Raw genomic sequence first — 23,175 nt, forward strand, 5'->3', positions numbered from 1 at the left:
CTGCACCTCCGTCATGGTGGCGGTGCAAGGGTTCGATGAAGCAGCTTGCATGGTTTGTCTCCTCTTGGCTTGTGGCTCTTGCTCTTGGGAAAGATGCGGGGTCGACGGGGTGGGTGCCGTCACGACCCTCCCGCGGCGGCGCCGGATGCGTCCGCCCGGTCTGCCGCAATGCCCCTCAGATCGAGGCCTCGCATGCGCGTGGCATGGCCGTTCTTCCCCGGCGCTGCGTGGAACGCTTCGCTCAGCCGCTCGATAGCGATATCGGCGGCGCGCGTGATGTGCGCGCGGGCCAGGCGTTCCGCGGCGTCGCCATCGGCGGCGATCACCGCATCGAGCATCTCTTCGTGTTGCGCCCAGATCCGGCCCGGCGACTCGTCGCGCATCAGCACCTCGCCCATCACGCGCTGGATGCAGGTCCATTGCACCTTGAGAGTGGGCGAGATGAGCGGATTGCCCGACAGCTCGTGGATCATGTGGTGGAACCCGAGGTCGGCGGCGATCAGCGCGGTGGCCGACCCCTTCTCGACGGCCTCGCGCCCGTCGCGCAGCAGCCCGGCACCGAGCCGCCCTGCGAGCGGCGCGTTGGTTTCGGCCGCGCGGCGAAAGGCCAGCCCCTCGATCATGGCGCGGATGTCGTACATGTGGCGCACCTGATCGGGATTGATCGGCGCAACGATCAGTCCGCGCCGTGGCGCGTCGTCGAGCACGCCCTGGTCGCGCAGCAGCATCAAGGCCTGCTGCACCGGCTGGCGCGACACGCCCAGGCGTTGCGCGATCTCCTCCTGGATGATGCGCGTCCCCGGCTTCAGATGCCCTTGGGCGATCTCGGCAACCAGCTCTGCATGGACTTGGGACGAGAGATTCGGCGGCATGGCGAGGATTTTCATGAAGCGACTATAACGAATACTGAATTCAGTATTCGAACGTCCGGATGAATAGCCTGCTGCGAATCATGGTCTTCAACATCGCGATTCGCCACATTGAATTCAGTCGTGACAGGCGCGCTTTCACTGCCATAGAGTGGTTTCGAGTGCACCGGAAAGAGCGCCTTGGTCGCCCCACCTCGGCGCAACACCTGGTTGCCTTCCTAGCCGGGATTTCCCGAATGCTGAATTCGGAATTCTCGCAACAGAGTTCGGCCGATCCCTGACCATGGAGACAGACATGAAGGAGACAACGATGGCAAATCCTCTTGGTGCCGCATCACCCTGTTGCGCCTGCGCCGCCTCCGATCCCGGCCGCCGTATGGCATTGAAAGCCGCGGCCGGTGCGGCCCTACTGGCTGGCTCCGGCCTGGCCTGGGCCGAGGACGGGCCCAAGGCCGGCGACCTGCTGGTGCAGGTCGATGACGAGGCCAAGAAGCCGATCACCAGCGCGGAGCTCAAGATCGGCCAGAAGCCTGTCATCGCCTATCCGTACGACCCTGCGGCCAAGGCGCTGCGCGACAGCACGCGTCTCAACCGCGTCGTGCTGGTGAAACTGGACCCGTCGACCATGGATGCCTCGACGGCGGGACGCGCCGCGGACGGCGTGGTCGCCTATTCGGCCTTCTGCACGCACCAGGGTTGCGATGTCAATTCCTGGGTGGCGGCCGAGTCGGCGCTGCTGTGCTTCTGCCATTTCTCGAAGTTCGCGCCCAACCAGGAGGCCGCCGTCACCGCCGGTCCGGCGCCCAGGCCACTGCCTGCGCTGCCGCTCAAGGCGGACGGCGGCAAGCTCGTCATTGCGGGCGGTTTCAACTCGGCGCCCGGCAAGGCTGTGGCCTGAGCGCGCTCCCCCTGGCGAGGCGGCGCCCGCCACTCGCATTTCCCCACACCACACGGAGACGCTGAAGCCATGAAAAACACATTGAAGTACACCTGCGTTGCGATGGTTTGCTCGCTTGCCGCACTCGCGCACGCCGAAGGAGCGCCGCCCTATCTGGAGGTGACCGACGCGCGCCTGCAAGCGCCGGAGCCGGCGAACTGGCTGCTCTACCGCGGCAACTACGGCGGGTGGGGCTATAGCCCGCTGAAGAGCATCAACACCGACAACGTCGGCAAGCTGACCCTCGCCTGGTCCTACGCCACAGGCGTCGCCGAAGGCCACCAGGCGCCACCGATCGTCAATGGCGCCTACATGTACGTGGCCACACCGAGCGCCCAGGTGATTGCCTTCGACGCCCGCTCCGGCAACGAGATCTGGCGCTATAAGGGCCAGGTGCCGGCCGAGCAACTATTGCTCCACCCCACCAGTCGCGGCGTCGCCCTGTACGGCGACAAGGTCTACTTCGCGACGCCCGACTGCAAGCTGCTCGCGCTCGACGCGAAGACCGGCAAGGTGGCCTGGACCAAGTCGGTGTGCGAATGGAAGAACGGCTATTACCTGACGCTCATGCCGCTCGCGGCAAAGGGCAAGATCATGGTCGGTTCCTCGGGTGGCGAAACGGGCGTGCGCGGCTTCGTCGCCGCCTTCGATGCCCAGACCGGAAACGAGGCCTGGCGCACCTACACCGTGCCGGGCCCCGGCGAGCCCGGCAACGACACCTGGCCTTCGGGCGACAGCTACAAGAGCGGCGGCGGCTCGATCTGGATCACCGGCACCTACGACCCGCAGACGGGCCTGGCCTTCTGGGGCACGGGCAATCCGGCGCCCTGGCCGGCGGACCTGCGCAAGGGCGACAACCTCTACACCTCGTCGGTGATCGCGCTCGACGTGGAGACCGGCAAGATCAAGGGCCACCACCAATACCAGCATAACGACGCCTGGGACTGGGACGAGGTTTCCGCGCCTTTGCTGATCGACACCACCTTCAAGGGCAAGCCGGTCAAGAGCCTGGTGCATGCCGGCCGCAGCGGCTACCTGTGGGTGCTCGAGCGCACTGCCGACAAGGTCAAGTACGTGGAGGCCTGGCCCTTCGTCAACAACAACGTGGTGACGGCCGTCGACAAGAAGACCGGTCGCCTCACCTACGACGAGTCGAAGAAGCCCGGCGCGGCCAAGGGCGCGGCCTTCTGCCCGGGCCTGTGGGGTGGCAAGGACTGGCCGCCGGAGGCCTACAACCCCGGCACCGGAATGCTCTACGTGCCGGCCAACAACAACATGTGCGGCGTGCTGCCGCAGGGCGAGAACGTCAAGTACAAGCCGGGTGAACTCTTCATCGGCTATCCGCTTGACGGCGTGCTCGGCAGCGTGCGCGTGCCCAACCCCGAACAGACCGTCGGCGAACTGCAGGCATAGACCAGGATCTGCTCGCCCGGGCGGTGTTCCGCGCCTATGACGCGACCAACGGCAAGGTACTGTGGGAATACCCGACACCCTCGGGCGTCATCCTGCCGTGGAACTTTCCGTTCTTCCTGATCGCGCGCAAGCTCGGGCCGGCGCTCATCACCGGCAACACCATCGTCATCAAGCCCAGCGAGGAGACGCCCATCAATGCCTTCGAGTTCGCCGAGCTGGTGGCCGAGACCGACCTGCCGCAAGGCGTGTTCAACCTGGTGTGCGGCGGGCGCGAGACCGGCGCCAAGTTGACGGACAACAAGGACGTGGGCCTTGTCAGCTTCACCGGCAGCGGCGACACCGGCTCGAAGATCATGCAGTCGTGCGGCAAGCATTTGACGCGCGTCAACCTCGAGCTCGGCGGCAAGGCCCCGGCGATCGTGCTGGCCGATTGCGACCTGGAACTCACGGCCAACGCCCTCTTCAACTCACGCGTGCTCAACACCGGGCAGGCCTGCAATGCGGCCGAGCGCGTTTACGTCGAGCGCAAGGTGGCCGACGCACTGGCCGAGAAAGTGACCAAGCTCATGGCCGGCACCAAGTACGGCGACCCGAGCACGGAGAAAGGCCTGCACATGGGTCCGCTGGTGACCAAGGTCGGCCGCGACAAGATGGCCGCCATGGTCGAGGCCGCGAAAGGCCAGGGTGCGCAGGTGCTGACCGGCGGGCGCATCGCCGACCTGCCCGGCTATCACTACGAGCCCACCGTGCTGCTGGGCTGCAACACCGGCATGGACGTGATGACCAAGGAAGTGTTCGGCCCTGTGCTGCCGATGCAGATCGTCGAGGACCTCGATGAAGCATTGGTGCATGCCAACGACTCCGACTACGGCCTCACCTCCTCCATCTTCACGCAGAACATCAACCAGGCGATGAAAGCGGTGCGCGAGCTGCGCTTCGGCGAGACCTACATCAACCGCGAGCACTTCGAGGCGATGCAGGGCTTCCACGCCGGCCGGCGCAAGTCCGGCATTGGCGGCGCCGACGGCAAGCACGGCCTGTACGAGCACATGGAAACGCACGTCGTCTACATGCAGACCGCCGGCTGAAAGGCGCAGGGGAAGAGGAGTTGGCGCGCCCGGCCGAAATGGCGGCCGGGCGCGCTTTCTTGCCACCCTGCCGCACCACTGCGCGCACAAGCCGATGGCCGCCATCTTTGCCGTCACCCTTCCGTTCTTTGCGCTGGTGCTCGCGGGCTACCTCGCGATCCGGTGGGACCTCTTTCCGATCGAGGCGATCCCCGGGTTGAACGTCTTCGTGCTGCTGTTCGCGCTGCCGTGCATGCTCTACAAGTTCGCGTCGATGACGCCCATCGTGAGGCTGCTCGACCCGAGCATCGTGCTGACCTACCTGGGCGCGGCCGGCTTGATGGTGGCGCTCACGGTGGCGGCGGCACGGCGCGGGCACACCGGCTGGAACGACGCCGCCTTCGGCGCGCTCGTCGGCAGCTTTCCGAACTCCGGCTTCATGGGCGTGCCGCTGCTGGTCGCGCTGCTCGGCGCGGCCGCGGCCGGGCCGGCGATCGTCGCGCTGGCGGTGGACATGGTGTTCACCTCGTCGCTGTGCATCGCGCTCTCGCAACTCGGAGCGGCCGGCGAGCACGGCGCGCAGCGCGCGGCGCTTCAGGGCCTGAAAGGCATGCTGAAGAATCCACTGCCTTGGTCGATCCTGCTCGGCTGCCTGGCCACCGCCAGCGGAAAGCAGTTGCCTGCCCCGGTGTTCCATGCGATCGACCTGATGGCGGGTTCCGCCTCGCCGGCGGCGCTCTTCACCATCGGAACGGTGCTGGCACGCAACCGCGCGCTCATGGCGCGTGCAGCGGGGTCGCAGGCTCGCAGCGACCCTGTGGCAAATCGACCCACTGGCACGCTGCAACTCGTTGCCTGCAAGGTCATCGCGCACCCGGCGATCGTGCTTGCGCTCGGGACCCTGGCCAAGTCGCTCGGCGCGCCGCTGGAGCGCAGTTCGCTGGTGGTGCTGGTACTCACCGCGGCGCTGCCGAGCGCGAGCAACGTGCCGATGCTGGCCGAGCGCTTCGGGGCCGATGCGGGGCGCATCGCCTCGGTGGTGCTCAACACCACGGTGATTGCGTTCCTGACGTTTCCGCTCGCCGTGGCGCTGATGAAATGATGTCTGCCCAGCCCGAGCGCGCGCTACTTGGCCCCGAGCACCCAGTCCGCCAGCGTCTTCGCCTCGGCGGGCGTCACGTCGTTCGGCGGCATCGGAACCTGCCCCCACGCGCCCACGCCGCCTTTCTGGATCTTCTCCGCGAGCATCTGCGCAGCGCCGCCCTGCCCGGCGTACTTTGCGGCGATGTCCTTGAAGGCCGGGCCGACGACCTTTTCCTTCACGCCGTGGCAAGCGAGGCAGTTCTTCTTCTCGGCAAGCTTCTGATCGGCCAGGGCGGGCAACGCGGCGCAAAGCGCGAGCATCACGGTCAGGACTTTCATGCGGTCTCCTTGTTGTCGGGTGGAATTGGCCTGCAAGCAAGCGCGACTTTAGGAAGACGTGCCGCGCGATGCACGAATGAATTCAGTCTTCGGCACTATGCGTTGCAACGTCCGCTGGCAAGCGTCGCTGCAATCGCGGCGGCCGACCGATCGTCATTTCAATCACCACTACTGCCCGAGACCTGTCATGACGCCGCTCCGCGTACCTGATGTCGTGTTCCACGCCCGTGTTCGCAACGCGAAGCTCACGGGCCCCAATCGGACGGCGTCGGCGTGACGGTGTCTGGCGCGGATACGATCCTGGCCTATTTGCGCGAGGCAGTCACGGTTGGACGATCGAGGTAAGGAATGAGCAAAGCGATAGTCATACGTGAATACGGCGGGCCCGAGATCCTCCAGCTGGAATCCGTACAGGTCGGCAATCCAGGCAAGGGAGAGCTGCGGATTCGACAGACGTGCCTGGGCGTCAACTTCCATGATGTCTATGTCAGGTCCGGGCTCTACAAGACGCTGGCGCTGCCGGGTGTTCCGGGCATCGAAGGCGTTGGCGTTGTCGAGGACATCGGCAGTGATGTCGAAGGATTCGTCGTGGGCGATCGCGTGACCTACATCACCAGCGCCTACGGTGGCTATGCGTCCGAGCGGATTCTCGCGGCCGACATTGCGGTGAAGCTCCCCGAGACCATCGATGACGAGACTGCGGCATCGGTGTTCCTCAAGGGCTTGACGGTGGACATGCTCGTGAACAGCGTTGGCCGCATCCAGCCAGGCGATCAGGTGCTCGTGCAAGCCGCGGCGGGAGGGGTGGGACAGCTCCTGTCGCAGTGGGCCAGTCACCTGGGTGCGACCGTGATCGGTACGGCGGGCTCGGCCGAAAAGGCGGAGATTGCCAGGAAGGCTGGCTGCAGCCACGTGATCCTGTACCGGCAAGAGAAGGTGGCCGAAAGCGTCAAGGCCATCACCGCTGGGCGAGGCGTCAATGTGGCATTCGACAGTGTCGGCAAGGATACCTTCGCAGGTTCATTGGACTCGCTGGCGTTGTGCGGGCACCTGGTCAATTTCGGGCAATCGTCCGGGCCGGTCGAGCCCGTGGCCTTGACGCAGTTGTCGATCCGCTCGACTTCGTTGACTCGCCCGATGCTCTTCCACTACACCGCACGACGATGGAGGCTCGCTGCGGCGCATGCGTTCCTGGAATCGAGACAAGCGACCACCCCAGTCGTCTTGACGGTCTGAGCCGCCTTGCGGCAGCCTATGGAGTGCGGCCAAGAGGGCAAGGTCAAACGTCCTGATCAGGTTCGACCCGTATCGCGCGCACGCGGGCAGGCTGAAGCCATTTGACCCGGACTCAAGGTCAGCGAGCAGCTATCGAGCCGTCAGTGGAAGCCCGCGAGGCAAGGACGGCAACCGCTGCATCGGCGACTATGCATAAGCCCCAGGATCGACGCACTCGGCGTTTCCGCCCTGTTCAAGAATTCTTTTGCACGCGTCGATGCTCGCCGAAGCGATTGGCCCCCTCGGACATGCCACTGCGCGACCGCTTGGGACGCGCTGGACGCAACCCCGCATGCAGCAGGCCATCAGACGGCTGATTCCCACTCGGTCTGAACGGCAATCACGACGATTGCCAATGACCCGGCCGGCTGGAGCACACTTCCGGCCACGGTCCTTCAACATGAATCCTGCCCCGACCCCATTGCGGGCGAAACCATTGCGTCACCACCCCTGGAGGATGACATTCGCGTGCCTGGCGCTGGCGGTGCTCGCGTTCGTGCTCTTGTTTGACTGGAACTGGGTCCGTCCGCCGCTGGAGAGCTACATCTCGCGCAAGACCGAGCGCGAGTTCCGGATGTCGGACCTGCACGTCAGCCTCGGCCTCGTGCCGACGATCCGCATGCGCGACGTCTACTTCGCCAACGCGCCCTGGTCGCACGAAGCAGCGCCGATGGCCCGCATCGACGAGCTCGAATTCTCGATCTCCCTGCGCGACCTGCCCGACAAGGTCCTGGTGCCGCAGGTGGTGCTGACGCGCCCGGACCTGAACTTCGAACGGTTGGCCGACAACCGCAAGAACTGGATCCTTTCCGATCCGTCGGATACACGGCCGAGCAAGCTGCGCATCAGCACGCTGTCGTTCCATGACGGGCGCATGCGCTATGTCGATCACCGCCTGCCCATCGAGGTCGACGTGGTTGCCGGCACCTTCGAACCGGCCGGCCTCGACAAGGTCCAGGGCGCCGTGGGCACCCCCGAGAGCAACCGCTACATGACACGGTACGAGTTCAAGGGCAACTACCACGGCACGGCCTTCTCAGGCCATGCGCTGACTGGCGAGGTGCTCAGCTTCGCTGAATCCGGCGCGCCGTTTCAGCTCAAGGGCGAATTTGTCGCCGGATCGACCAGGGTGGCGGTCGAAGGAAGGATCGCCGATGCAGCCAACATTTCGGCCATCGACGCGCAAATACGCATCGAGGGCCAGACGCTGGCCAGCCTGTATCCCTTCCTGCTGCTGCCGTTGCCGACATCGCCCCCCTACCAATTGCAAGGGCACCTGATCCTCGAGGGCGATCGCTACACCATGAACGACCTGAGCGGGCGGATCGGCTCGACCGACCTCACCGGCCACGCCACTTACGTCGAGAAGGAGCCGCGCCCGCTGCTGACCGCGGACCTGCAAAGCCGTCTGCTCGACATCAAGGATCTCGGCCCGCTGATTGGCATGCAGGCCGAGGGCCCCCGTGCCAAGCCCGCCGCCTCTCGGGGGCAGAAGCGCGACCGGCCGGGTGCCAAGGCCACGGCGCAGGCCACCGAGCCCGACCGTCTGCTGCCGGCCGGCTCGTTCGATGCCAGCCGCCTGCAGCACATCGATGCCGACGTGACGCTGGTCGCGAGCGAGCTGAGGGTGCCCCGGGCGCTGCCCCTGGAAAGCCTCACCGCCACGCTGCATCTGCACGATTCGATCCTGAGGGTCGCCCCGCTCGACTTCGGCTTCGCCGGCGGCACCATCGCGTCGCAGGTGACGCTCGATGCGCGCGAACCCACGATCCGGTCCGAGGTTCGCATCGACCTGCGGGGCGTGGAGGTCGGCCGCTTGATACCCCGCAGCGAGACCATCGCCAAGGGCGCCGGCCGCCTGGGCGCGGTGCTCGAACTCAAGGGCAGCGGCAATTCGATCGGCGATGCGGCGGCCGGCGCCGATGGCCGCATGGCTGCCACGATCGCGGACGGCCGCGTCTCCAACCTGCGCGATGCCGCCAGTTCGCTCAACGGCGGCAAGGTGTTGAGGCTGCTGGCCAGCGGCGATCGCGACATCCGGGTCAATTGCGGCGGCATCGAGTTCGACGTCAAGGGCGGACGCGGGACATCGAAGCTGTTCGTCATCGACACCGAGCAGACGCAGGTCCTCGGAGGCGGCAGCTTCGACCTTGCGAACGAACGCTTCGACATCATCGTCGCACCCAAGCCCAAGAAAGCCGGCATGCTCTCCCTGCGCACGCCGGTGCGCCTCTATGGCAGCTTCACGCGGCCCGGCTACCGCTTCGAGAAGGGGCCGCTGCTTGCGCGCGCGGCTGGCGCCATCGCGCTGGCCACGGCAGCCCCACTGGCGGCGCTGCTGCCGCTCGTCGAGACTGGCCCGGGCAAGACCACCGACTGCGCCGCCGTGCAGCAGCAGGTCGGATCGGCTGTCCGGCAGGCGAGTGCGCCGGCCGCGCGCAAGTGATCGCTGCGCGGGCCGGCAGCAGCGCGCCTGCATGGCCATCGCGCCACTTCAGTCCGGGCAGGTGCTCCCGCGGGCCAGGCGGTTGGCGGGGCGGTCCGCAGGGCGTGGCGTGCGAGAAGTCATGGACAGCGGCCCGGCGTCGGAGTTTTTCCGGGAACGCTCATCATCGTTTTCGCCTATGCTTTCTCGAAGGTGCGCCATGGTCCAGGAAAGCAACCGGTGGATGGAAACCTCGGATGTGGTTCCGATGTTTCCCAGCCTGGTCTGGAAAGTCCAGATCGAGGCCAGCTTGCGCGATGCGCTGGCACAAAGCATCCTCGCAGCGCTGGCCGACATGCGGCGCGGCCTGCCGCCACTCGAAGCCGGCCGCGGTTGGCAGTCCGGGCAGGCGCTGCATGAACGCGAGGACTTTCGCGACCTGGTTTCGTGTGTACATCGCGCTGTCGCGGGTATCCTGCGATTCCTGCGAATCGGTGATGCTGCCTTCGAGATCACGGCCTGCTGGGCCACCGTGCTGGCCAAGGGTGCCGCACACAAGCTTCACAGCCACCCCAACAATTTCCTGAGCGGCGTCTACTACGTGCGCACCCCGCCGGGCGCCGACACCATCAACTTTCATGACCCGAGAAGGCAGACCGCCGTCATCAGGCCTCCGGTCATGGAGTTGACGGCGGACAACACCGACCAGGTGGTGGTCAAGGTGCGCAACGGAGCGCTTCTGGTGTTTCCCTCCTTTCTGGAGCACTCCGTCGATGCCAACCTGAGCGAAGAAGAACGAATCAGCGTCAGCTTCAACGTGATGTTCTCTTCGTTCACCCAGCAGTTGAGCAAACCGCTCTGGTAGAACCAGCCAGGAGACCCCCATGGACGACGAGACACTCAACCTCAGCATCCGCAAGTTCCTCAAGATGGTCGGCGTCAACTCGCAGCGCGAGATCGAGCAGGCGGTGGCGAAGGCCGTTGCCGCCGGTATCGGCGCCGAGACCTTTGCCGCCACCATGACCCTGGAGATCCCGGCACTGGGGCTCAAGGTCGGGTTCGACGGCGAGATCAAGCTGCATTGAGCTTCCGCCGCCGGCAACCGCTGAGATGCACGACGCCGACAAGTTCGAAGCGGTGCTGCGCTATCACGAGCGCACCAAGCACCAGTTCCACCGCTATGCGCGCTTCGCCGGCACCCTGGACTGGGTGAACCAACCCAACCCGTTCCGCCGTTACGAGGGGGCGCCGCTCATTCAGTTGCCCATCCTTGGCGCGGACGAGGAGCCGTTGTCGCCTCCCTACGAGGAGATTTATCGTCGGGTCGCGGTGCCGAGCGCGCCGCTCACGGTCCGCTCGCTGTCGCGGCTGTTCGAGTACGCGCTTGCGCTGTCGGCCTGGAAGCAGGCGGGCAGCACGCGATGGGCGCTGCGCAGCAACCCTTCGAGCGGCAACCTGCATCCCACCGAGGGCTACCTGCTGATCGGCGTGGTTCCCGGGCTGGCGCCCGCGCCCGGCCTGTACCACTACGCGCCCAGAGAGCACGGTCTGGAACGGCGTGCGAACGGCTCCGCCGAGTGGTTCGCGCAGTTGATGCGGGAGTTTCCCCCAGAGGCCTTCCTCGTCGGTCTCTCGTCCATCCACTGGCGCGAAGCGTGGAAGTACGGCGAACGCGCGTTCCGCTATTGCCAGCACGACGCGGGCCATGCCATCGGCACGCTTCGCATCGCCGCCGGGACCCTGGGATGGAGCGCCGTGGTGTTGCATGGCCTGGCCGATGAATGCATCGAAGCCTTGCTGGGGCTGGACCGCACCGAGGACTTCGCAGGCGCCGAGCGCGAACAGCCGGAACTCGTCATGCTCGTCTGGCCGAATGACGCAGGCGCGCCGCGGTGTGCGGACGCGCATCGCGCGTTGCCGCTCGGCCTCGATCCGCTGCTGGTGCGCGAGCTCACGAAGCAAGGCTGGTACGGAACAGCGAACCGGCTCAGCCACGACGACCCCGTCGCCTGGACCGTCATCGACGAGGTGGCGCTCGCCTCACGCAAACCGATCGGCGAGCAGTATGGCTTGGACCTGTTCGACGCGCCTGCCCCAGCGCATCGAACCGCAGCGTTCCCAGGCGGGCTGACGGCCGGCCAGATCATCCGCCAGCGGCGCAGCCTCCTGGCCTGCGACGGCCAGACCTCGATCACGGCCGAGCACTTTTACGGCATGCTCGCGCGCGTCATGCCGCGCGTGGAACTGGCAGCGAACCGGCGGCCGTTGCCCTGGGATGCGATTGCCTGGGAGCCGCGCATCCACCTCGCCATGTTCGTTCATCGGGTGGACGGACTCGACCCGGGGCTGTACTTACTCGTCCGCGACCTGGACAAGCTGGAAAAGCTGAAGCGCGCCATGCATCAGCGCTTCGACTGGTCCAAGCCCCCCGGATGCCCGGCGGACCTTCCCCTTCACAGGCTGGAAAGCGGCGATGCGAGGCAGCTCGCGACGCAGGTGAGCTGCTTCCAGGACATCGCGGGCGACGGGGTCTTTTCGCTCGGCATGATCGCCGAGTATCAGGACGCCTTGTCGGCGCACGGGCCCTGGTTCTATCGCAGGCTCTTTTGGGAAACCGGGGTGATCGGGCAGGTGCTGTACCTGGAAGCCGAAGCGGCGGGCATCGGAGCCACGGGCATCGGCTGTTTCTTCGACGACCCGGTGCACCGGGTGTTCGGCTTCAGCGACCTGGAGTTCCAGTCGCTCTATCACTTCACGATCGGCGGCCCGGTGGAGGACAGCCGGCTTACCACGCTGGCGCCCTACGGTGTGCAGCCGGAGGAGTTGGGGCGTGGTGCAGACCTCGCGTGACGCAACCAGGATCAGTTTTCGATCGGCACCGACTCCGCACCCCCATCGACGCGCGCACCCTCGTCCTTGCGCAACATCGTGATCAGTTGGTCCAGCGCACCCACGGCGCCTTCCGCGTCCCGAACCCGCAGGCAGTGGACGACCTTGCGTCGCAGCGGGAACACGTCGGGCCTGGGCCGCATCGGGATCACGTGCGTCATGCGCTCGCGCAGCACGGTGGTCATCGTCTGAGCCATGAGTCGCAGCGCCTCGTTGTGGCCCGCCAGGGTGATCGACGAAAAGAAGCGCGCCGTAGCCTCGATGCGCCGCGGAAGCGCGTCCGCATCCTGGTGCTGCTCGATCTCGTCCACCGCGGCCTCGATCGCGTCCACTTCCGCGTCGGTGGCACGCTCGCAGGCCAGCCGAAGCAGCTTCCCATAGAGCGCGCGATAGGCCTCGTCGATATCGACCGTTCCCAGTTGTCCCTCGAGCACCAACTTGCGCAGCGACTCGGCCAGCATCATGTAGGCGCCCTTGTAGAACACCAGCGCATGGTCGGTGGAGCCCGTGCTCATGTGCTTCACCTCGCCGATGAAGATGTCGTGGTCGCCGGCCTCGTGGCGGGCATGGAGACGGCATTCGAAGCTGGCCAGGCAGGCGTCGATGAGCGGCGTCCCGAGCGGGCCCGGTCGCCAGGGCACGCCCTCGAACTTGTCGGCGATCTTGCTCGATGCAAAGCGGCCGGACAGCGCGTCCTGGCTCTGCGACAGGATGTTGATGGCGAAGCTGTCGGCCTCGACGAAGGTGCCCAACAGGCTGCTCGCCTTGCGCAGGCTGAACAGGACCAGGGGCGGCTCCAGCGAGACCGAGCTGAAGGAGTTGCAGGTCAGGCCCACGGGCTTCCCGTCTGCAGTGCGGGTCGTGATGATGGCCACCCCGGTCGGGAAGCATCCCAGCAACTGGCGAAACAGCTTGGGATCGATGGCCTCGGTGTGCGGCGTCGGATGGTTCATGGTGTGGTCCCCTGGCGCTTGAAGAGTTGAACGATGTTGCCCTCGGGGTCGCGCAGCGACAGCACCGCGCCGTGCGCGCCCATGTCCCGCGTGCCGAGTACCTCGCCGCCCGAGGCGGCGATACGCTCCGCAGAGGCCGCGAAGTCTTCCACCTCGAACACCATGACGACACCGGAGGTCGCCGGCACGGCTTCTTCGCGGCATGCCAACGCGACGCTGGCGCTGCCCACGCCGTACTGGATCCAGCGGTCCTTGTCGCGGAACTTGAGCTGGAGCCCGAGTGCCGATTCGTAGAAGGCGTGGAGTTCGGCTGGCCGTTCGGCCACCACGAACACGTTCTGCAGGCGTTTTGGCGATTGCATGGTTCGGCTCATTGTTCGGTCTTGTAGAGATTGGCCAGCGATGCTTTCAAGAAGCCGCCGTCGACCACGATGTCCTGCCCGTTGATGTACGTGGCCGCATCGCTCGAGAGAAAGCAAACGGCCTCCGCGATGTCCGCAGGGAGGCCGAGGCGCCGCGCAGGTATTCTGGAGGTGCGGTTCGTCAAGGTGTCCTCGTCGCGGTAGTGCACCTCCGACAAGGGGGTGCGGATCATGCCGGGGCTGACGGAGTTCGCGCGAATGCCGCGCGGACCCCATTCCACGGCCATCTGGCGGGTCAGCGCCCGCACGGCCGCCTTGGTCGGTCCGTAGGCACCGACCCGTGTGGGCACCTGCGCGGCGATCGACGCCACGTTGACGATGCTGCCCGCCTGCTGGTCGAACATCATCGGCACCAGTGCCTGTGCGCACAACAAGGCGCCGCGGAGATTCACTCGGAAGATGCGGTCCCAGACGTCGATCGGGAGGTCTTCGAGACCCACGGGCGACGCGGTAATGGCCGCGTTGTTCACCAGCACGTCGCAACGACCGAAATGCGAACGCGTCAGGTCTGCCATCGCAGTGACGGACGCGGGGTCTGCGATGTCGCAGTGCACGGTCAACAGGCCATCGGCCTCGGTGGGGCCGGTCGGATAGCTGATGTCGACCTGCACCACCTTCGCGCCGATCGACCGAAGGTGTCGGCAGATGGCGAGGCCCAGGCCTCCGGAGGCACCGGTAACCACAGCCACCCTGCCCTGCAAGGCGTTGTTGTCAAAAATAGTGGGAGAGATCATCGGTGACGGAGCGAGTGGCAGTAAGGACGCTTGAGGCGGCGTTCACGAAAAAATGGAGTGGCTCCGGTGCGCTTCAGGCTGCCACCGCATTGATCGATTCGACTTCCTTGCGGATGGCCGGGATGATCCTTTCGCCCCACAACTCGATCTGGCGGAGCATGGTCTTCTGGTCGAAATCCCCCAGTTGCGTTTGCAGCGCGATGTGCTTGGGGCGAAGGATGCTGATTTCTTCCAGCATCTTGTCGATGACCTGATTGACCGAACCCACCGGCAGGTTCTTGCGCAGTTGCTCGAACGTGGGGTCCGTGGCTGACGGCACTTCCTTGATCATGTAGCCGTCGTCGGACTGCGCACGGCGGTATTTGAGACTCTCCGAGATGCGGCGCTGGAAGCGTGCGCAATCGAGATAGGCGTCGATTTCGGACTGCTTGTCGGACGCATAGGCGCACCGCAGGAAGCCGAACTTCACGTCGTCGTCGAGATCCTTGCCGTTGTCCTGCGCCACCTTCTCCAGGCGGCTGCGCAACTCGGCCACTGCTGGCGTGCCGTTGAGCAGCGCCGTCACAAACAGATTGTGGCCTTCGCGCACGCCTCGCCCGAGGGAGACGGGATTTCCGGAAGTGATCCACAGCGGCGGCATCGGGCCTTGCACGGGACGCACGGCGATGGAGCTCGGCGGCAGCTTGAGGTACTTGCCGTCGTATTCCACGATCTTCTGCGTCAGCCCCTTGGGGATGATGTCCAGGAACTCGTTGTATATCGCGCCCGATTCCTCGATCTTCACACCAAAGCGCTCGAACTCGAATTCCTGGTAGCCGGAGCCGATGCCGAGGTCCAGGCGGCCATTGGACACCGTGTCCACAAAGCCGACCTCGGCCAGAAAACGTGCGGGGTGGTACAGCGGAAGAATGCACACGGCAGTGCCCAGGCGGATGCGGTGGGTCTTGGCGGCCATATGCGCAATCATCATCAGCGGCGAGGGCGACAGCGAATAGTTGTTGAAGTGATGCTCGGCATACCAGGCCGTATTGAAGCCCGCCTGCTCCGCTACCACCGTCTGCTCGATGGAGTTCTGGATGACCTGCTGGGAGGTCTGGTGATAGCCACGCTGCTGGGCCAGGATGAATACGCCGAATTCCATGATGTCTTCCGCCTTGAAAGGGTGATGTGCGATGAGAGGAATTCTCCCGTTGGCGTCGGCGATCCGGAATATGGGACGCGCGTGATTCAGAACTGCAAAAAAGTGCGGTATGCCCATCGCACGGGCGCGAGCAGGATCGTCACGGCTGTCTCCGGCACCACGAAAAACCGGGGCGTGTCGCCCCGGTGAATTCCAAGATCGCGCAGCATCGTCGTCGCGCGGTGCGCGAGCGACGCGGCGCGTGGTCGTGCCTGCCTACTTGTCTTGCAGCGAAGTCGTCTTCGCCAGCCCCTGCCAGATCGCAGCGTCCCGCTTGATCGACGCCTGGAACTCCTTGGCCGAACGCGCCGGCGGCACGATCATGTTCTGCACTTCCATCTTCTGCCGCACCTCGTCGCTCTTCTGCAAACGGTTGATCTCTTCGTTGAGGCGGTCGATGATCGCCGTCGGCGTTCCTGCCGGCGCGAACACGCCGTACCAGCCGTCGGCTTCGAACTTGTATCCCTGCTCCGACAACGTGGGCACGTTGCGCGTGGCAGGCCAGCGTTGCGAACCGGTTTGCCCGAGGGCCACCAGCTTGCCGCTATGCATGTGCGGAATGGGAGATGCGATATCCGTGAACGCCACACTGATGTTGTTGGCGATCAGGTCGGTCACTTCGGTCACCAGCGTCTTGTACGGCGCGTGGGGCATGTCGAGGCCATAGCGCGCCTTGATGCCCTCCATGGCCAGGTGGCCGGACGAACCATTGCCCCACGATCCATAGGCCAGCTTGCCGGGATTGGCTTTGGCGTAGGCCACCATGTCCGCGAGATTCTTGAAGCCGGTGCTTGGATTCGCGACCAGCAAGATGCCCGCCGCGCCCACCTGGGTGACGGGGAGCAGATCCTCCGTGTTGTAAGGAAGCTTGGGATGAATCACAGGGTTGAGCAGGATGGAAGACGACGGCGCGAAGAGCAGCGTGTAGCCGTCGCCTGCAGACTTGGCCACCGTGTCGCACGCAATCAGTCCATTGGCGCCTGGCTTGGCGTCGACCACCACCGGCTGCTTCAGCACTTGCGACAAGGGCACGGCAATCAGGCGGGCGAAAATATCGCCACCCGCTCCCGGTGAGCCGGCTACCACAAGCCGGATGGGTCGCGAAGGCCAGACGTCCGTGTTGGCGTGGGCCTTGAGGCCGGCGCCCAGCAGGAGGCTGCTGAGCAATACGGTGCGGCGCTTGATGGGGGTGTCGATCATTGCTTGTCCTGTTTCGGCTGGGCAAAAGGAAGGGGGTAAGGAAAACGCGGGTCGCGCTCGAACTCGGCGTCTTCAGGCAGCCAACGCTGCGGTCGCTGCGGGCTGGTGGCGTTCCAGCTCCTTCTTGATGGCGGGAATGATTCTTTCACCCCAGAGTTCGATCTGGCCAAGCATGGTCTTCTGGTCGAAGTCGCCCAACTGGGTCTGCAGCGCGATGTGCTTGGGGCGCAGGATGCTGATTTCTTCCAGCATCTTGTCGACCACCTGGTTGACCGACCCGACCGGCAGGTTCTTGCGCAGCTGCTCCATCGTGGGGTCGGTCTCCGACGGCACTTCCTTGATCATGTAGCCGTCGTCGGACTGCGAGCGGCGGTATTTCAGGCTCTCGGAAATGCGGCGCTGGAAGCGCGCACAGTCCAGGTAGGCGTCGATCTCCGCGTTGTTGTCCGAGGCGTAGGCGCAGCGCAGGAAGCCGAACTTCACGTCGCGATCCAGGTCCTTGCCGTTCTCGTTGGCCACTTTCACCAGCCGTTCGCGCAGCCCCTGGATGCCCTCGCTGCCGTTGAGCAGCGCGGTCACGAACAGGTTGTGGTTCTCGCGCACGCCGCGGCCCAGCGCGACCGGATTGCCCGACGTGATCCAGACCGGCGGCATCGGCTCCTGCACGCAGCGCACCGCAATGGAGCTCGGGGGCACCTTGAGGAAGCGGCCCTCGTACTCGAAGATCTTCTGTGTCAGGCCCTTGGGCAGGATGTCCAGGAACTCGTTGTAGATCGCAGTTGCGTCGGCGATCTTCACGCCGAAGCGCTCGAACTCGAATTCCTGGTAGCCCGAGCCCACGCCCAGATCCAGCCGGCCGTTGGAGACCGTGTCCACGAAACCGACCTCGGCCAGGAAGCGTGCCGGCTGATAGAGTGGCAGGATGCAGACCGCGGTCCCCAGGCGTATGCGCCGTGTCTTGGCCGCCATGTGGGCCACCATCATCAGCGGCGACGGCGAAAGCGAATAATTGTTGAAATGATGCTCGGCATACCAGGCATTGTGAAAGCCCGCCTGTTCCGCCACGACAGCCTGCTCTATGGAGTTATTAATGACCTGCTGCGATGTCTGGTGATAGCCCCGCTGCTGGGCGAGAATAAATACTCCGAATTCCATGTGTCCTGTCTCCGCTAAAAGTTGTGCTCAATTGGATATCGAATTCTAGGGAGACGGGCAGAATTGATAATGGAAGAAACTGAAGATCTGAACTGCGAAAACTGGAGGATTCATGGATAGATTGCGCGCCATGGAGCTGTTCCTTTCCATCTCGCAGACCCGGAACTTCTCCGAGACCGCGCGCCGCTTCGGCATCTCGGCCACCGGGGTGTCGCGCATGATCACCGACATCGAGGACGAGCTGAAGGTCAAGCTATTGCTGCGCTCCACGCGCCAAGTCGCACTGACCGAGTCGGGACAGGAGTACGCGCGCCAGCTCGAGGGCATCCTGTGGCGCATCAACGAGCTGCGGTCCAACATCACCGCCATCAGCAGCGCGCCGCAGGGCTTGCTGCGCGTGCATTCGCGCATGATGTTCGGCCTGGGCGTGCTGCCACCACTCATCGCCGCCTTCCGCAAGCTCTATCCCGAGATTCACATCGAACTCACGCTCGGCGAGGCGCCGGCCGACCTGCGGCGCAACCAGATCGACGTCGACTTCCGGATCTCGCCGCCGGTGGAGGCTGGCGTGAAGCGCCGCATGCTGTTCCAGAGCGAACGCTACCTGGTGGGGGCGCCGGCCTATCTCGCCGGCAAGACCGATCTGCTGGCGCCCGAAGACATCCTCGCCCATGAGTGCCTGGCCTACCAGTTGCCCGGCGATGAATACACCTGGCTGTTCAAGAAGCAGGATCGTGTCGGCGAAGTTGCCTTCAAGCCGCGCCACGTCAGCAACAACGGCATCGCCCTGCTCGAGCTGGCCCGACTCGGCGAAGGCCTGGCGCTGCTGGACGACTACACGGTGCACAACGACATCCGCCAGGGCCGGCTGGTCAGGGTGTTGAGCGACTATCGCATCAGCAACAAGGGTTTTGACGAGGGCATGTACGCCACCATCCTGGACACCCCGATCATCCCGGCCAAGATCCGCTTGTTCCTGGATTTCGTGGGCGAACACGTGGCTGGACCCGAGCTGCGGTTTTCTGCCCATGGCAAGGCCGCCGGAATCGATTCCTCGCCCGCGGCGTAGCGCCGCGCGGCCTACAACGGCATTCGGCACAGGGGTCGAGCCGCCCCCCGGTAGCCCAGGCCTGTCACCTTGAGCACGGCTCCGTCCAGAGGCCCCGATGCGCTCAGGCGACCACTGTCGCTGATGCTCGTGACGAACAGATCGGACATCCCCGGACCGCCAAAGCACAACGCGCTCGGGTAGGCCACCGGCAGGTCGATCTTGTGGGTGAGCCGGCCCTGCATGTCAAAGCGGGCCAGCGCGCCCGCGCGTACCAGCGCAGTCCACAGCCCTCCTTCGCTATCGAAGCAGCAGCCATCGGCCCCGGAGTCATGGACGTCGGTCCGGACAAACACCTGCTTGTCTGCCAGCGTTCCGTCGGCCGCGATCACATACGAATAAATGACTCTCGCGGCACTGTCGGCGACGTGCAGCCGCCCGCTGACCGGATTCACGCAGGGCCCATTGGTAATGCCCAGCCCCTCGGCGAGCTTGTGCAGCTTCAGCGCGGTGTCCAGCCGGTACAAACCGCCCAGCGGAGGCTCGTCGGGCGCACGAAAAACATGCATGGTGCCGAACACGAAGCTGCCGTCGGCCAGCGAAATGCCGTCGTTCAGCCGCAGGTGCGGACCGGTGGCCTCGATCCGCGCCAGTGACCGCAACTGGCCCGTGCGCAAATCCAGCGCCGCGATTTCTTCCTTCAGCGCCAGCACGATGAAGGCGTCGCCGTTGAACGCGAAAGAGCCCAGGGGCGGCGGGGCTTCGTGACGCGCCATCACGGCGCCGGTGTCAAGGTCCAGCGCGAGGATCAGGCCCGCGCGGCAGTCCAGCAGCCACAGCTGGCGGCCATGCCACACCGGGCACTCGCCCAATGCTGTCTTCAAATCACCGACTCGCTGGATTTTCATTTTCCCGGCCGTGCATTCATTTGATTGATTCATTTCAAATGAGAAATTAATAAAACAATTCGCCAAATTGCCGCGCGAAGCGGGAGGCCCGCATCGTAGCAACCCTGCACCGACCCACCCCCGAGCGAATACTTCATTTTCTGCAGGACACTCTCGCGAATATTCGAGGAATTGAATTCCAGGCGATTTCTATAATCGATCGAGCATTTCGAAGCTGAGACAAACAAACGGAAGCCCACCCAGGCACCGGATAAAACCGAAGCTCCCGTGGCCGAAACGGGTTGTTTGTCGAGCAAGTGCTTCTTTTTATTCTGGTCCATGCCGCGGCAAGCTGGCTTCTTATAGAGGTGGTGTATGAGTGATAAATGGGTTCGTCTGGAAGTCTCCGAAGGCGTGGGTCTGGTCACCATGGACCGCAAGCCGGTCAATGCGCTGAGCCGGGAGATGCGCCTCCAGTTGGTCGCCACCTTCGACGCGATCTCCGAACGTGAAGACGTGCGCTGCGCCGTGCTGACCGGCGCCGGCAGTGTGTTCTGCGCAGGCGCCGACTTGAAGGACCGGCCCAGCGCCGATGTCGCGGGCGACTTCCTCGAGCACAACCGCATCACGCGCGAAACCGGCAATGCGATCCGCGAATGCGCCAAGCCCGTGATCGCTGCAATCAATGGCGCGGCACTGGGTGCCGGCTTCGGCCTGGCGGCTGCCTGCGACATCCTGTACGCCTCCGAGAACACCACCGTGGGCATGCCCGAGATCAACGTCGGCCTGGCCGGTGGCGCCTCGATGCTCAAGACCGTGTTCGGCCGCTCGACCTTGCGCCGCATGTTCTTCACGGGCCAGCGCCTGAGCGCGCACGACCTGCTCAAGCGCAACGTGATCGAGGATGTGCTGTCCGAGAAAGACCTGCTGCCCGTGACGATGGCGCTGGCGCGCGAGATAGCCTCCAAGGCACCGCTGGCCATCGCCTACGCCAAGCGCGCAGCCAACATGGTCGATGTGATGCCGCAACGCGACGCCTACCGCTTCGAGCAGGAGTTCACCATGGCCCTGTCCAAGACCGAAGACGCGCGCGAAGCCCGCATGGCCTTCCTCGAGAAGCGCGCGCCCGTTTTCCAGGGACGTTGAAACCATGCTGACCCAAGTTCAAGCCGCCCCGGGCGCGGGGCTGGACGCATTCTTCAAGGCCAAGGGCGTGGCCGTGATCGGCGCCTCCGACGACATCACCAAGATCGGTGGCCGCCCGGTGCACCTGCTGCGCAAGTACGGCTACGCCGGCCCGGTCTATCCGATCAACCCCAAGGGCGGCACCATCCAGGGCCTGCAGGCCTACGCGTCCATTCTCGATACACCCACGGCGCCCGAGATGGCCATCCTGGCGGTGCCCGTCGAGGCCACGCTGCAGGCGGTGCGCGACTGTGGCAGCCGCGGCGTGCGCGGCGTGATCGTGCTCACTGCGGGCTTCGCCGAGTCAGGCCCCGAAGGCGCTGCCTTGCAAGCCGAACTGGTTCGTGTCGCGCGCAACCACGGCATGCGGCTGCTGGGCCCGAACTGCCTGGGCGCGGTCAACGTGGTAGATCGGCTCGTGGGCTCGTTCTCGATAGCGCTCGAACAGAGCATGCCGCCGGCCGGGGAGGTGGGCATCGTCTCGCAGTCGGGCAACATCGGCAGCTTCACGATGCGCAACATGGCCGAGCGCGGGCTCGGCGTGAGCCGCTTCATCGCTACCGGCAACGAAGCCGACGTGGACGTGGCCGACGGCATTGCCGCGCTGGCGCACGATGCCGACACCCGCATCATCCTGTGCTGCATGGAAACCTGTCGCGATGCCGGCCGCCTGATCGCGGCGCTGGACATGGCGCGCCAACGGCACAAGCCGGTGATCGTCCTCAAGATCGGTGCCACCGAGCAAGGCCAGGCCGCCGCCGCCTCTCACACCGGCGCGCTGATGGGTTCCGACGCGGTCTTCGACGCGGTCTTCCGCCGCTATGGCGTGCTGCGCGTTCGCTCGTTCGAGGAACTGCTCGACGTGGGCCACGCCGCTGCGCTGCTCGGCGCCAGGCGCCTGCCTGCGACCGACGCGGTGACGCTGGTGGCGGCTTCGGGTGGCTTCGGCATCATGATGGCCGATGCCATGGTGCAAGCCGGCATGACGCTGCCGCAACTCGCCGACGCGACCAAGGCGCTGATCCGCGAGGCCGTGCCTATCGCCGGTACCAACAACCCAGTCGATGCCTCGGCCCAGATGTCGGCGCGTCCCGACATCCTGCTGAAGATGCTGACTGCGCTGCAGAACGATGCCAACGGCAGCACGCTGGTGCTGCTCCTGGCACTGTCGCTGTACACCCCCCGCCTGCGCGGCGTGTACATGGAGGCGCTTTCGAAGATCCGCGCCAGCCACCCCGACCGTCTGTTGGTCATCATCAGCCAGGGCCCGCCAGATGCGGTGGCCGAGATCAACGCGCTGGGCATTCCGGTGTTCCCGAGCATTCCGGCCGCAGCCATTGGACTGGCCGGCCTGGTTCGGCTCGGCCAGCTGACGACCTTGCCCACGGCCACCGCCTATGGCGGCTCGCTCGACAGCGTCGATCCCGCCGTGTTCCGCAACGAGTTCCATGCCAAGAAAGCGCTCGCGGTAGCGGGCATCAGCGTGCCGCGCGAGGAAGTGGTGGCTTCGGCCGACGAGGCCGTGCGCAGCGCGCGGGCGACGGGCTATCCGGTAGTGCTCAAGATCGCGTCGGAAGACATCGCCCACAAGACCGAGATCGGTGGCGTGGCGCTGGGCCTGCAGGACGACGAAGCCGTGCGGCAGGCCTTCGACCGCCTCATCGGCAACGCGCGGAAGCATGCGCCGCAGGCGCGACTTGACGGCGTGCTGGTGGCGCCGATGGTCAGCGGCGGCGTCGAGCTGATCGCCGGTGTCTCGCGCGATCCGGTGTTCGGCCCGGTGGTCATGGTGGGGCTGGGCGGCATCTATGCCGAGATCCTCAAGGATGTCGCGGTGCAGGTGGCGCCGGTCTCCGAAGAAGAGGCCCTGCGCATGATCCGCAGCCTGAAGATGTTCCCGCTGCTGGACGGTGCCCGTGGCCAGGCCAAGTCCGACGTGGCCGCGGCCGCCCGCACGGTGGCCCGCCTCTCGGAGTTCGCCTGCCGCCATGCCGCCGACGTCGCCGAGATCGACATGAACCCCATCCTGGTCAAGCCGCAAGGCGAAGGCGTGCTCGTCCTGGACGCGCTGATGGTGCCGACCTCCCGCAATCCTTCTGCACACTGAGTCTTCC

General features: G+C 65.3%; 23 protein-coding genes. 13 read left to right on the forward strand and 10 right to left on the reverse strand.

The window, feature by feature from the left end; genetic code table 11:
* Positions 1–119 precede the first annotated feature (119 nt).
* Complete coding sequence (locus WKW80_RS23145; protein WP_340365912.1) at positions 120–887, reverse strand: GntR family transcriptional regulator; 768 nt, start codon at positions 885–887, stop codon at positions 120–122.
* Positions 888–931: 44 nt separating this feature from the next.
* Here WKW80_RS23145 and WKW80_RS23150 point away from each other — a divergent pair, with 44 nt between their 5' ends.
* The 5 genes from WKW80_RS23150 to WKW80_RS23170 all read left to right on the forward strand — a co-directional run bounded on the left by WKW80_RS23150 (position 932) and on the right by WKW80_RS23170 (position 5,388).
* Complete coding sequence (locus WKW80_RS23150) at positions 932–1,150, forward strand: hypothetical protein (protein ID WP_340365913.1); 219 nt, start codon at positions 932–934, stop codon at positions 1,148–1,150.
* A 29-nt stretch (positions 1,151–1,179) separates the two neighbouring features.
* Positions 1,180–1,767: a QcrA and Rieske domain-containing protein gene (locus WKW80_RS23155; protein ID WP_340365914.1), complete on the forward strand. Its 588-nt coding sequence runs from the start codon at positions 1,180–1,182 to the stop codon at positions 1,765–1,767.
* 69 nt (positions 1,768–1,836) lie between these two features.
* On the forward strand, positions 1,837–3,219 hold the full coding sequence (locus WKW80_RS23160; protein WP_340365915.1) for an outer membrane protein assembly factor BamB family protein: 1,383 nt from the start codon (positions 1,837–1,839) through the stop codon (positions 3,217–3,219).
* A 23-nt stretch (positions 3,220–3,242) separates the two neighbouring features.
* Complete coding sequence (locus WKW80_RS23165; RefSeq protein ID WP_340365916.1) at positions 3,243–4,307, forward strand: aldehyde dehydrogenase family protein; 1,065 nt, start codon at positions 3,243–3,245, stop codon at positions 4,305–4,307.
* Positions 4,308–4,401: 94 nt separating this feature from the next.
* Positions 4,402–5,388, forward strand: a complete 987-nt coding sequence (locus WKW80_RS23170) for an AEC family transporter (RefSeq protein ID WP_340365917.1) — start codon at positions 4,402–4,404, stop codon at positions 5,386–5,388.
* 23 nt (positions 5,389–5,411) lie between these two features.
* Here WKW80_RS23170 and WKW80_RS23175 read toward each other — a convergent pair whose 3' ends face one another.
* Positions 5,412–5,708: a c-type cytochrome gene (locus WKW80_RS23175; RefSeq protein WP_340365918.1), complete on the reverse strand. Its 297-nt coding sequence runs from the start codon at positions 5,706–5,708 to the stop codon at positions 5,412–5,414.
* A gap of 348 nt (positions 5,709–6,056) precedes the next feature.
* Here WKW80_RS23175 and WKW80_RS23180 point away from each other — a divergent pair, with 348 nt between their 5' ends.
* From WKW80_RS23180 to WKW80_RS23200, 5 genes are all read left to right on the forward strand, one after another.
* Positions 6,057–6,944 (forward strand): quinone oxidoreductase family protein, encoded by an 888-nt coding sequence (locus WKW80_RS23180; protein ID WP_340365919.1) that lies wholly within the window; start codon positions 6,057–6,059, stop codon positions 6,942–6,944.
* A 496-nt stretch (positions 6,945–7,440) separates the two neighbouring features.
* Positions 7,441–9,429, forward strand: coding sequence for an AsmA family protein (locus WKW80_RS23185; RefSeq protein ID WP_340365920.1), 1,989 nt, complete (start codon positions 7,441–7,443; stop codon positions 9,427–9,429).
* A 223-nt stretch (positions 9,430–9,652) separates the two neighbouring features.
* Complete coding sequence (locus tag WKW80_RS23190) at positions 9,653–10,273, forward strand: 2OG-Fe(II) oxygenase family protein (RefSeq protein WP_340365921.1); 621 nt, start codon at positions 9,653–9,655, stop codon at positions 10,271–10,273.
* Positions 10,274–10,292: 19 nt separating this feature from the next.
* Positions 10,293–10,493 carry a DUF6494 family protein gene (locus tag WKW80_RS23195; protein WP_340365922.1) on the forward strand — a complete coding sequence of 67 codons (201 nt, stop codon included), beginning with the start codon at positions 10,293–10,295 and terminating at the stop codon, positions 10,491–10,493.
* 25 nt (positions 10,494–10,518) lie between these two features.
* Positions 10,519–12,258, forward strand: a complete 1,740-nt coding sequence (locus WKW80_RS23200; protein WP_340365923.1) for a SagB/ThcOx family dehydrogenase — start codon at positions 10,519–10,521, stop codon at positions 12,256–12,258.
* An 11-nt stretch (positions 12,259–12,269) separates the two neighbouring features.
* Here WKW80_RS23200 and WKW80_RS23205 read toward each other — a convergent pair whose 3' ends face one another.
* The 6 genes from WKW80_RS23205 to WKW80_RS23230 all read right to left on the reverse strand — a co-directional run bounded on the left by WKW80_RS23205 (position 12,270) and on the right by WKW80_RS23230 (position 17,941).
* The gene (locus WKW80_RS23205; protein ID WP_340365924.1) at positions 12,270–13,250 is read right to left on the reverse strand and encodes a flavin reductase; all 981 of its coding nucleotides are present in this window, start codon (positions 13,248–13,250) and stop codon (positions 12,270–12,272) included.
* Positions 13,247–13,612 (reverse strand): VOC family protein, encoded by a 366-nt coding sequence (locus WKW80_RS23210; protein WP_340365925.1) that lies wholly within the window; start codon positions 13,610–13,612, stop codon positions 13,247–13,249. The genes WKW80_RS23205 and WKW80_RS23210 overlap by 4 nt, the downstream gene beginning before the upstream one ends.
* Positions 13,613–13,620: 8 nt before the next feature.
* Positions 13,621–14,406, reverse strand: a complete 786-nt coding sequence (locus WKW80_RS23215) for an SDR family NAD(P)-dependent oxidoreductase (RefSeq protein WP_340365926.1) — start codon at positions 14,404–14,406, stop codon at positions 13,621–13,623.
* A gap of 73 nt (positions 14,407–14,479) precedes the next feature.
* A complete protein-coding gene (locus WKW80_RS23220; RefSeq protein WP_340365927.1) occupies positions 14,480–15,547 on the reverse strand; it encodes an LLM class flavin-dependent oxidoreductase in 1,068 nt (355 codons plus the stop codon).
* Positions 15,548–15,802: 255 nt separating this feature from the next.
* Positions 15,803–16,786 carry a Bug family tripartite tricarboxylate transporter substrate binding protein gene (locus tag WKW80_RS23225; protein ID WP_340365928.1) on the reverse strand — a complete coding sequence of 328 codons (984 nt, stop codon included), beginning with the start codon at positions 16,784–16,786 and terminating at the stop codon, positions 15,803–15,805.
* A 72-nt stretch (positions 16,787–16,858) separates the two neighbouring features.
* Positions 16,859–17,941 (reverse strand): LLM class flavin-dependent oxidoreductase, encoded by a 1,083-nt coding sequence (locus WKW80_RS23230; protein ID WP_340365929.1) that lies wholly within the window; start codon positions 17,939–17,941, stop codon positions 16,859–16,861.
* 112 nt (positions 17,942–18,053) lie between these two features.
* Here WKW80_RS23230 and WKW80_RS23235 point away from each other — a divergent pair, with 112 nt between their 5' ends.
* On the forward strand, positions 18,054–19,010 hold the full coding sequence (locus WKW80_RS23235) for a LysR family transcriptional regulator (protein WP_340365930.1): 957 nt from the start codon (positions 18,054–18,056) through the stop codon (positions 19,008–19,010).
* 11 nt (positions 19,011–19,021) lie between these two features.
* Here WKW80_RS23235 and WKW80_RS23240 read toward each other — a convergent pair whose 3' ends face one another.
* Both WKW80_RS23240 and WKW80_RS23245 read right to left on the reverse strand, forming a co-directional pair.
* Positions 19,022–19,861: an SMP-30/gluconolactonase/LRE family protein gene (locus WKW80_RS23240; protein WP_340365931.1), complete on the reverse strand. Its 840-nt coding sequence runs from the start codon at positions 19,859–19,861 to the stop codon at positions 19,022–19,024.
* A 65-nt stretch (positions 19,862–19,926) separates the two neighbouring features.
* A complete protein-coding gene (locus WKW80_RS23245) occupies positions 19,927–20,217 on the reverse strand; it encodes a hypothetical protein (RefSeq protein ID WP_340365932.1) in 291 nt (96 codons plus the stop codon).
* Positions 20,218–20,251: 34 nt separating this feature from the next.
* Here WKW80_RS23245 and WKW80_RS23250 point away from each other — a divergent pair, with 34 nt between their 5' ends.
* Both WKW80_RS23250 and WKW80_RS23255 read left to right on the forward strand, forming a co-directional pair.
* On the forward strand, positions 20,252–21,022 hold the full coding sequence (locus WKW80_RS23250) for an enoyl-CoA hydratase/isomerase family protein (protein ID WP_340365933.1): 771 nt from the start codon (positions 20,252–20,254) through the stop codon (positions 21,020–21,022).
* Between the two features lie 4 nt (positions 21,023–21,026).
* Entirely contained in the window at positions 21,027–23,168 is a 2,142-nt protein-coding gene (locus tag WKW80_RS23255; RefSeq protein WP_340365934.1) for an acetate--CoA ligase family protein, read from the forward strand.
* Positions 23,169–23,175: the final 7 nt, after the last annotated feature.

The organism is Variovorax humicola (genome assembly GCF_037889915.1).
Taxonomy (GTDB): Bacteria; Pseudomonadota; Gammaproteobacteria; order Burkholderiales; family Burkholderiaceae_C; genus Variovorax; species Variovorax humicola.

Bases quoted from the DNA above. Each gene is read 5' to 3' on its own strand.
- WKW80_RS23220 (WP_340365927.1), bottom strand. From the start codon at position 15,547: ATGGAATTCGGCGTATTCATCCTGGCCCAGCAGCGTGGCTATCACCAG.
- WKW80_RS23250 (WP_340365933.1), top strand. From the start codon at position 20,252: ATGAGTGATAAATGGGTTCGTCTGGAAGTCTCCGAAGGCGTGGGTCTG.
- WKW80_RS23170 (WP_340365917.1), top strand. From the start codon at position 4,402: ATGGCCGCCATCTTTGCCGTCACCCTTCCGTTCTTTGCGCTGGTGCTC.
- WKW80_RS23205 (WP_340365924.1), bottom strand. From the start codon at position 13,250: ATGAACCATCCGACGCCGCACACCGAGGCCATCGATCCCAAGCTGTTT.
- WKW80_RS23245 (WP_340365932.1), bottom strand. From the start codon at position 20,217: ATGGACCAGAATAAAAAGAAGCACTTGCTCGACAAACAACCCGTTTCG.
- WKW80_RS23195 (WP_340365922.1), top strand. From the start codon at position 10,293: ATGGACGACGAGACACTCAACCTCAGCATCCGCAAGTTCCTCAAGATG.
- WKW80_RS23235 (WP_340365930.1), top strand. From the start codon at position 18,054: ATGGATAGATTGCGCGCCATGGAGCTGTTCCTTTCCATCTCGCAGACC.
- WKW80_RS23185 (WP_340365920.1), top strand. From the start codon at position 7,441: ATGACATTCGCGTGCCTGGCGCTGGCGGTGCTCGCGTTCGTGCTCTTG.
- WKW80_RS23145 (WP_340365912.1), bottom strand. From the start codon at position 887: ATGAAAATCCTCGCCATGCCGCCGAATCTCTCGTCCCAAGTCCATGCA.
- WKW80_RS23255 (WP_340365934.1), top strand. From the start codon at position 21,027: ATGCTGACCCAAGTTCAAGCCGCCCCGGGCGCGGGGCTGGACGCATTC.
- WKW80_RS23230 (WP_340365929.1), bottom strand. From the start codon at position 17,941: ATGGAATTCGGAGTATTTATTCTCGCCCAGCAGCGGGGCTATCACCAG.
- WKW80_RS23190 (WP_340365921.1), top strand. From the start codon at position 9,653: ATGGAAACCTCGGATGTGGTTCCGATGTTTCCCAGCCTGGTCTGGAAA.
- WKW80_RS23200 (WP_340365923.1), top strand. From the start codon at position 10,519: ATGCACGACGCCGACAAGTTCGAAGCGGTGCTGCGCTATCACGAGCGC.
- WKW80_RS23150 (WP_340365913.1), top strand. From the start codon at position 932: ATGAATAGCCTGCTGCGAATCATGGTCTTCAACATCGCGATTCGCCAC.
- WKW80_RS23155 (WP_340365914.1), top strand. From the start codon at position 1,180: ATGGCAAATCCTCTTGGTGCCGCATCACCCTGTTGCGCCTGCGCCGCC.
- WKW80_RS23225 (WP_340365928.1), bottom strand. From the start codon at position 16,786: ATGATCGACACCCCCATCAAGCGCCGCACCGTATTGCTCAGCAGCCTC.
- WKW80_RS23180 (WP_340365919.1), top strand. From the start codon at position 6,057: ATGAGCAAAGCGATAGTCATACGTGAATACGGCGGGCCCGAGATCCTC.
- WKW80_RS23160 (WP_340365915.1), top strand. From the start codon at position 1,837: ATGAAAAACACATTGAAGTACACCTGCGTTGCGATGGTTTGCTCGCTT.
- WKW80_RS23215 (WP_340365926.1), bottom strand. From the start codon at position 14,406: ATGATCTCTCCCACTATTTTTGACAACAACGCCTTGCAGGGCAGGGTG.
- WKW80_RS23175 (WP_340365918.1), bottom strand. From the start codon at position 5,708: ATGAAAGTCCTGACCGTGATGCTCGCGCTTTGCGCCGCGTTGCCCGCC.
- WKW80_RS23210 (WP_340365925.1), bottom strand. From the start codon at position 13,612: ATGCAATCGCCAAAACGCCTGCAGAACGTGTTCGTGGTGGCCGAACGG.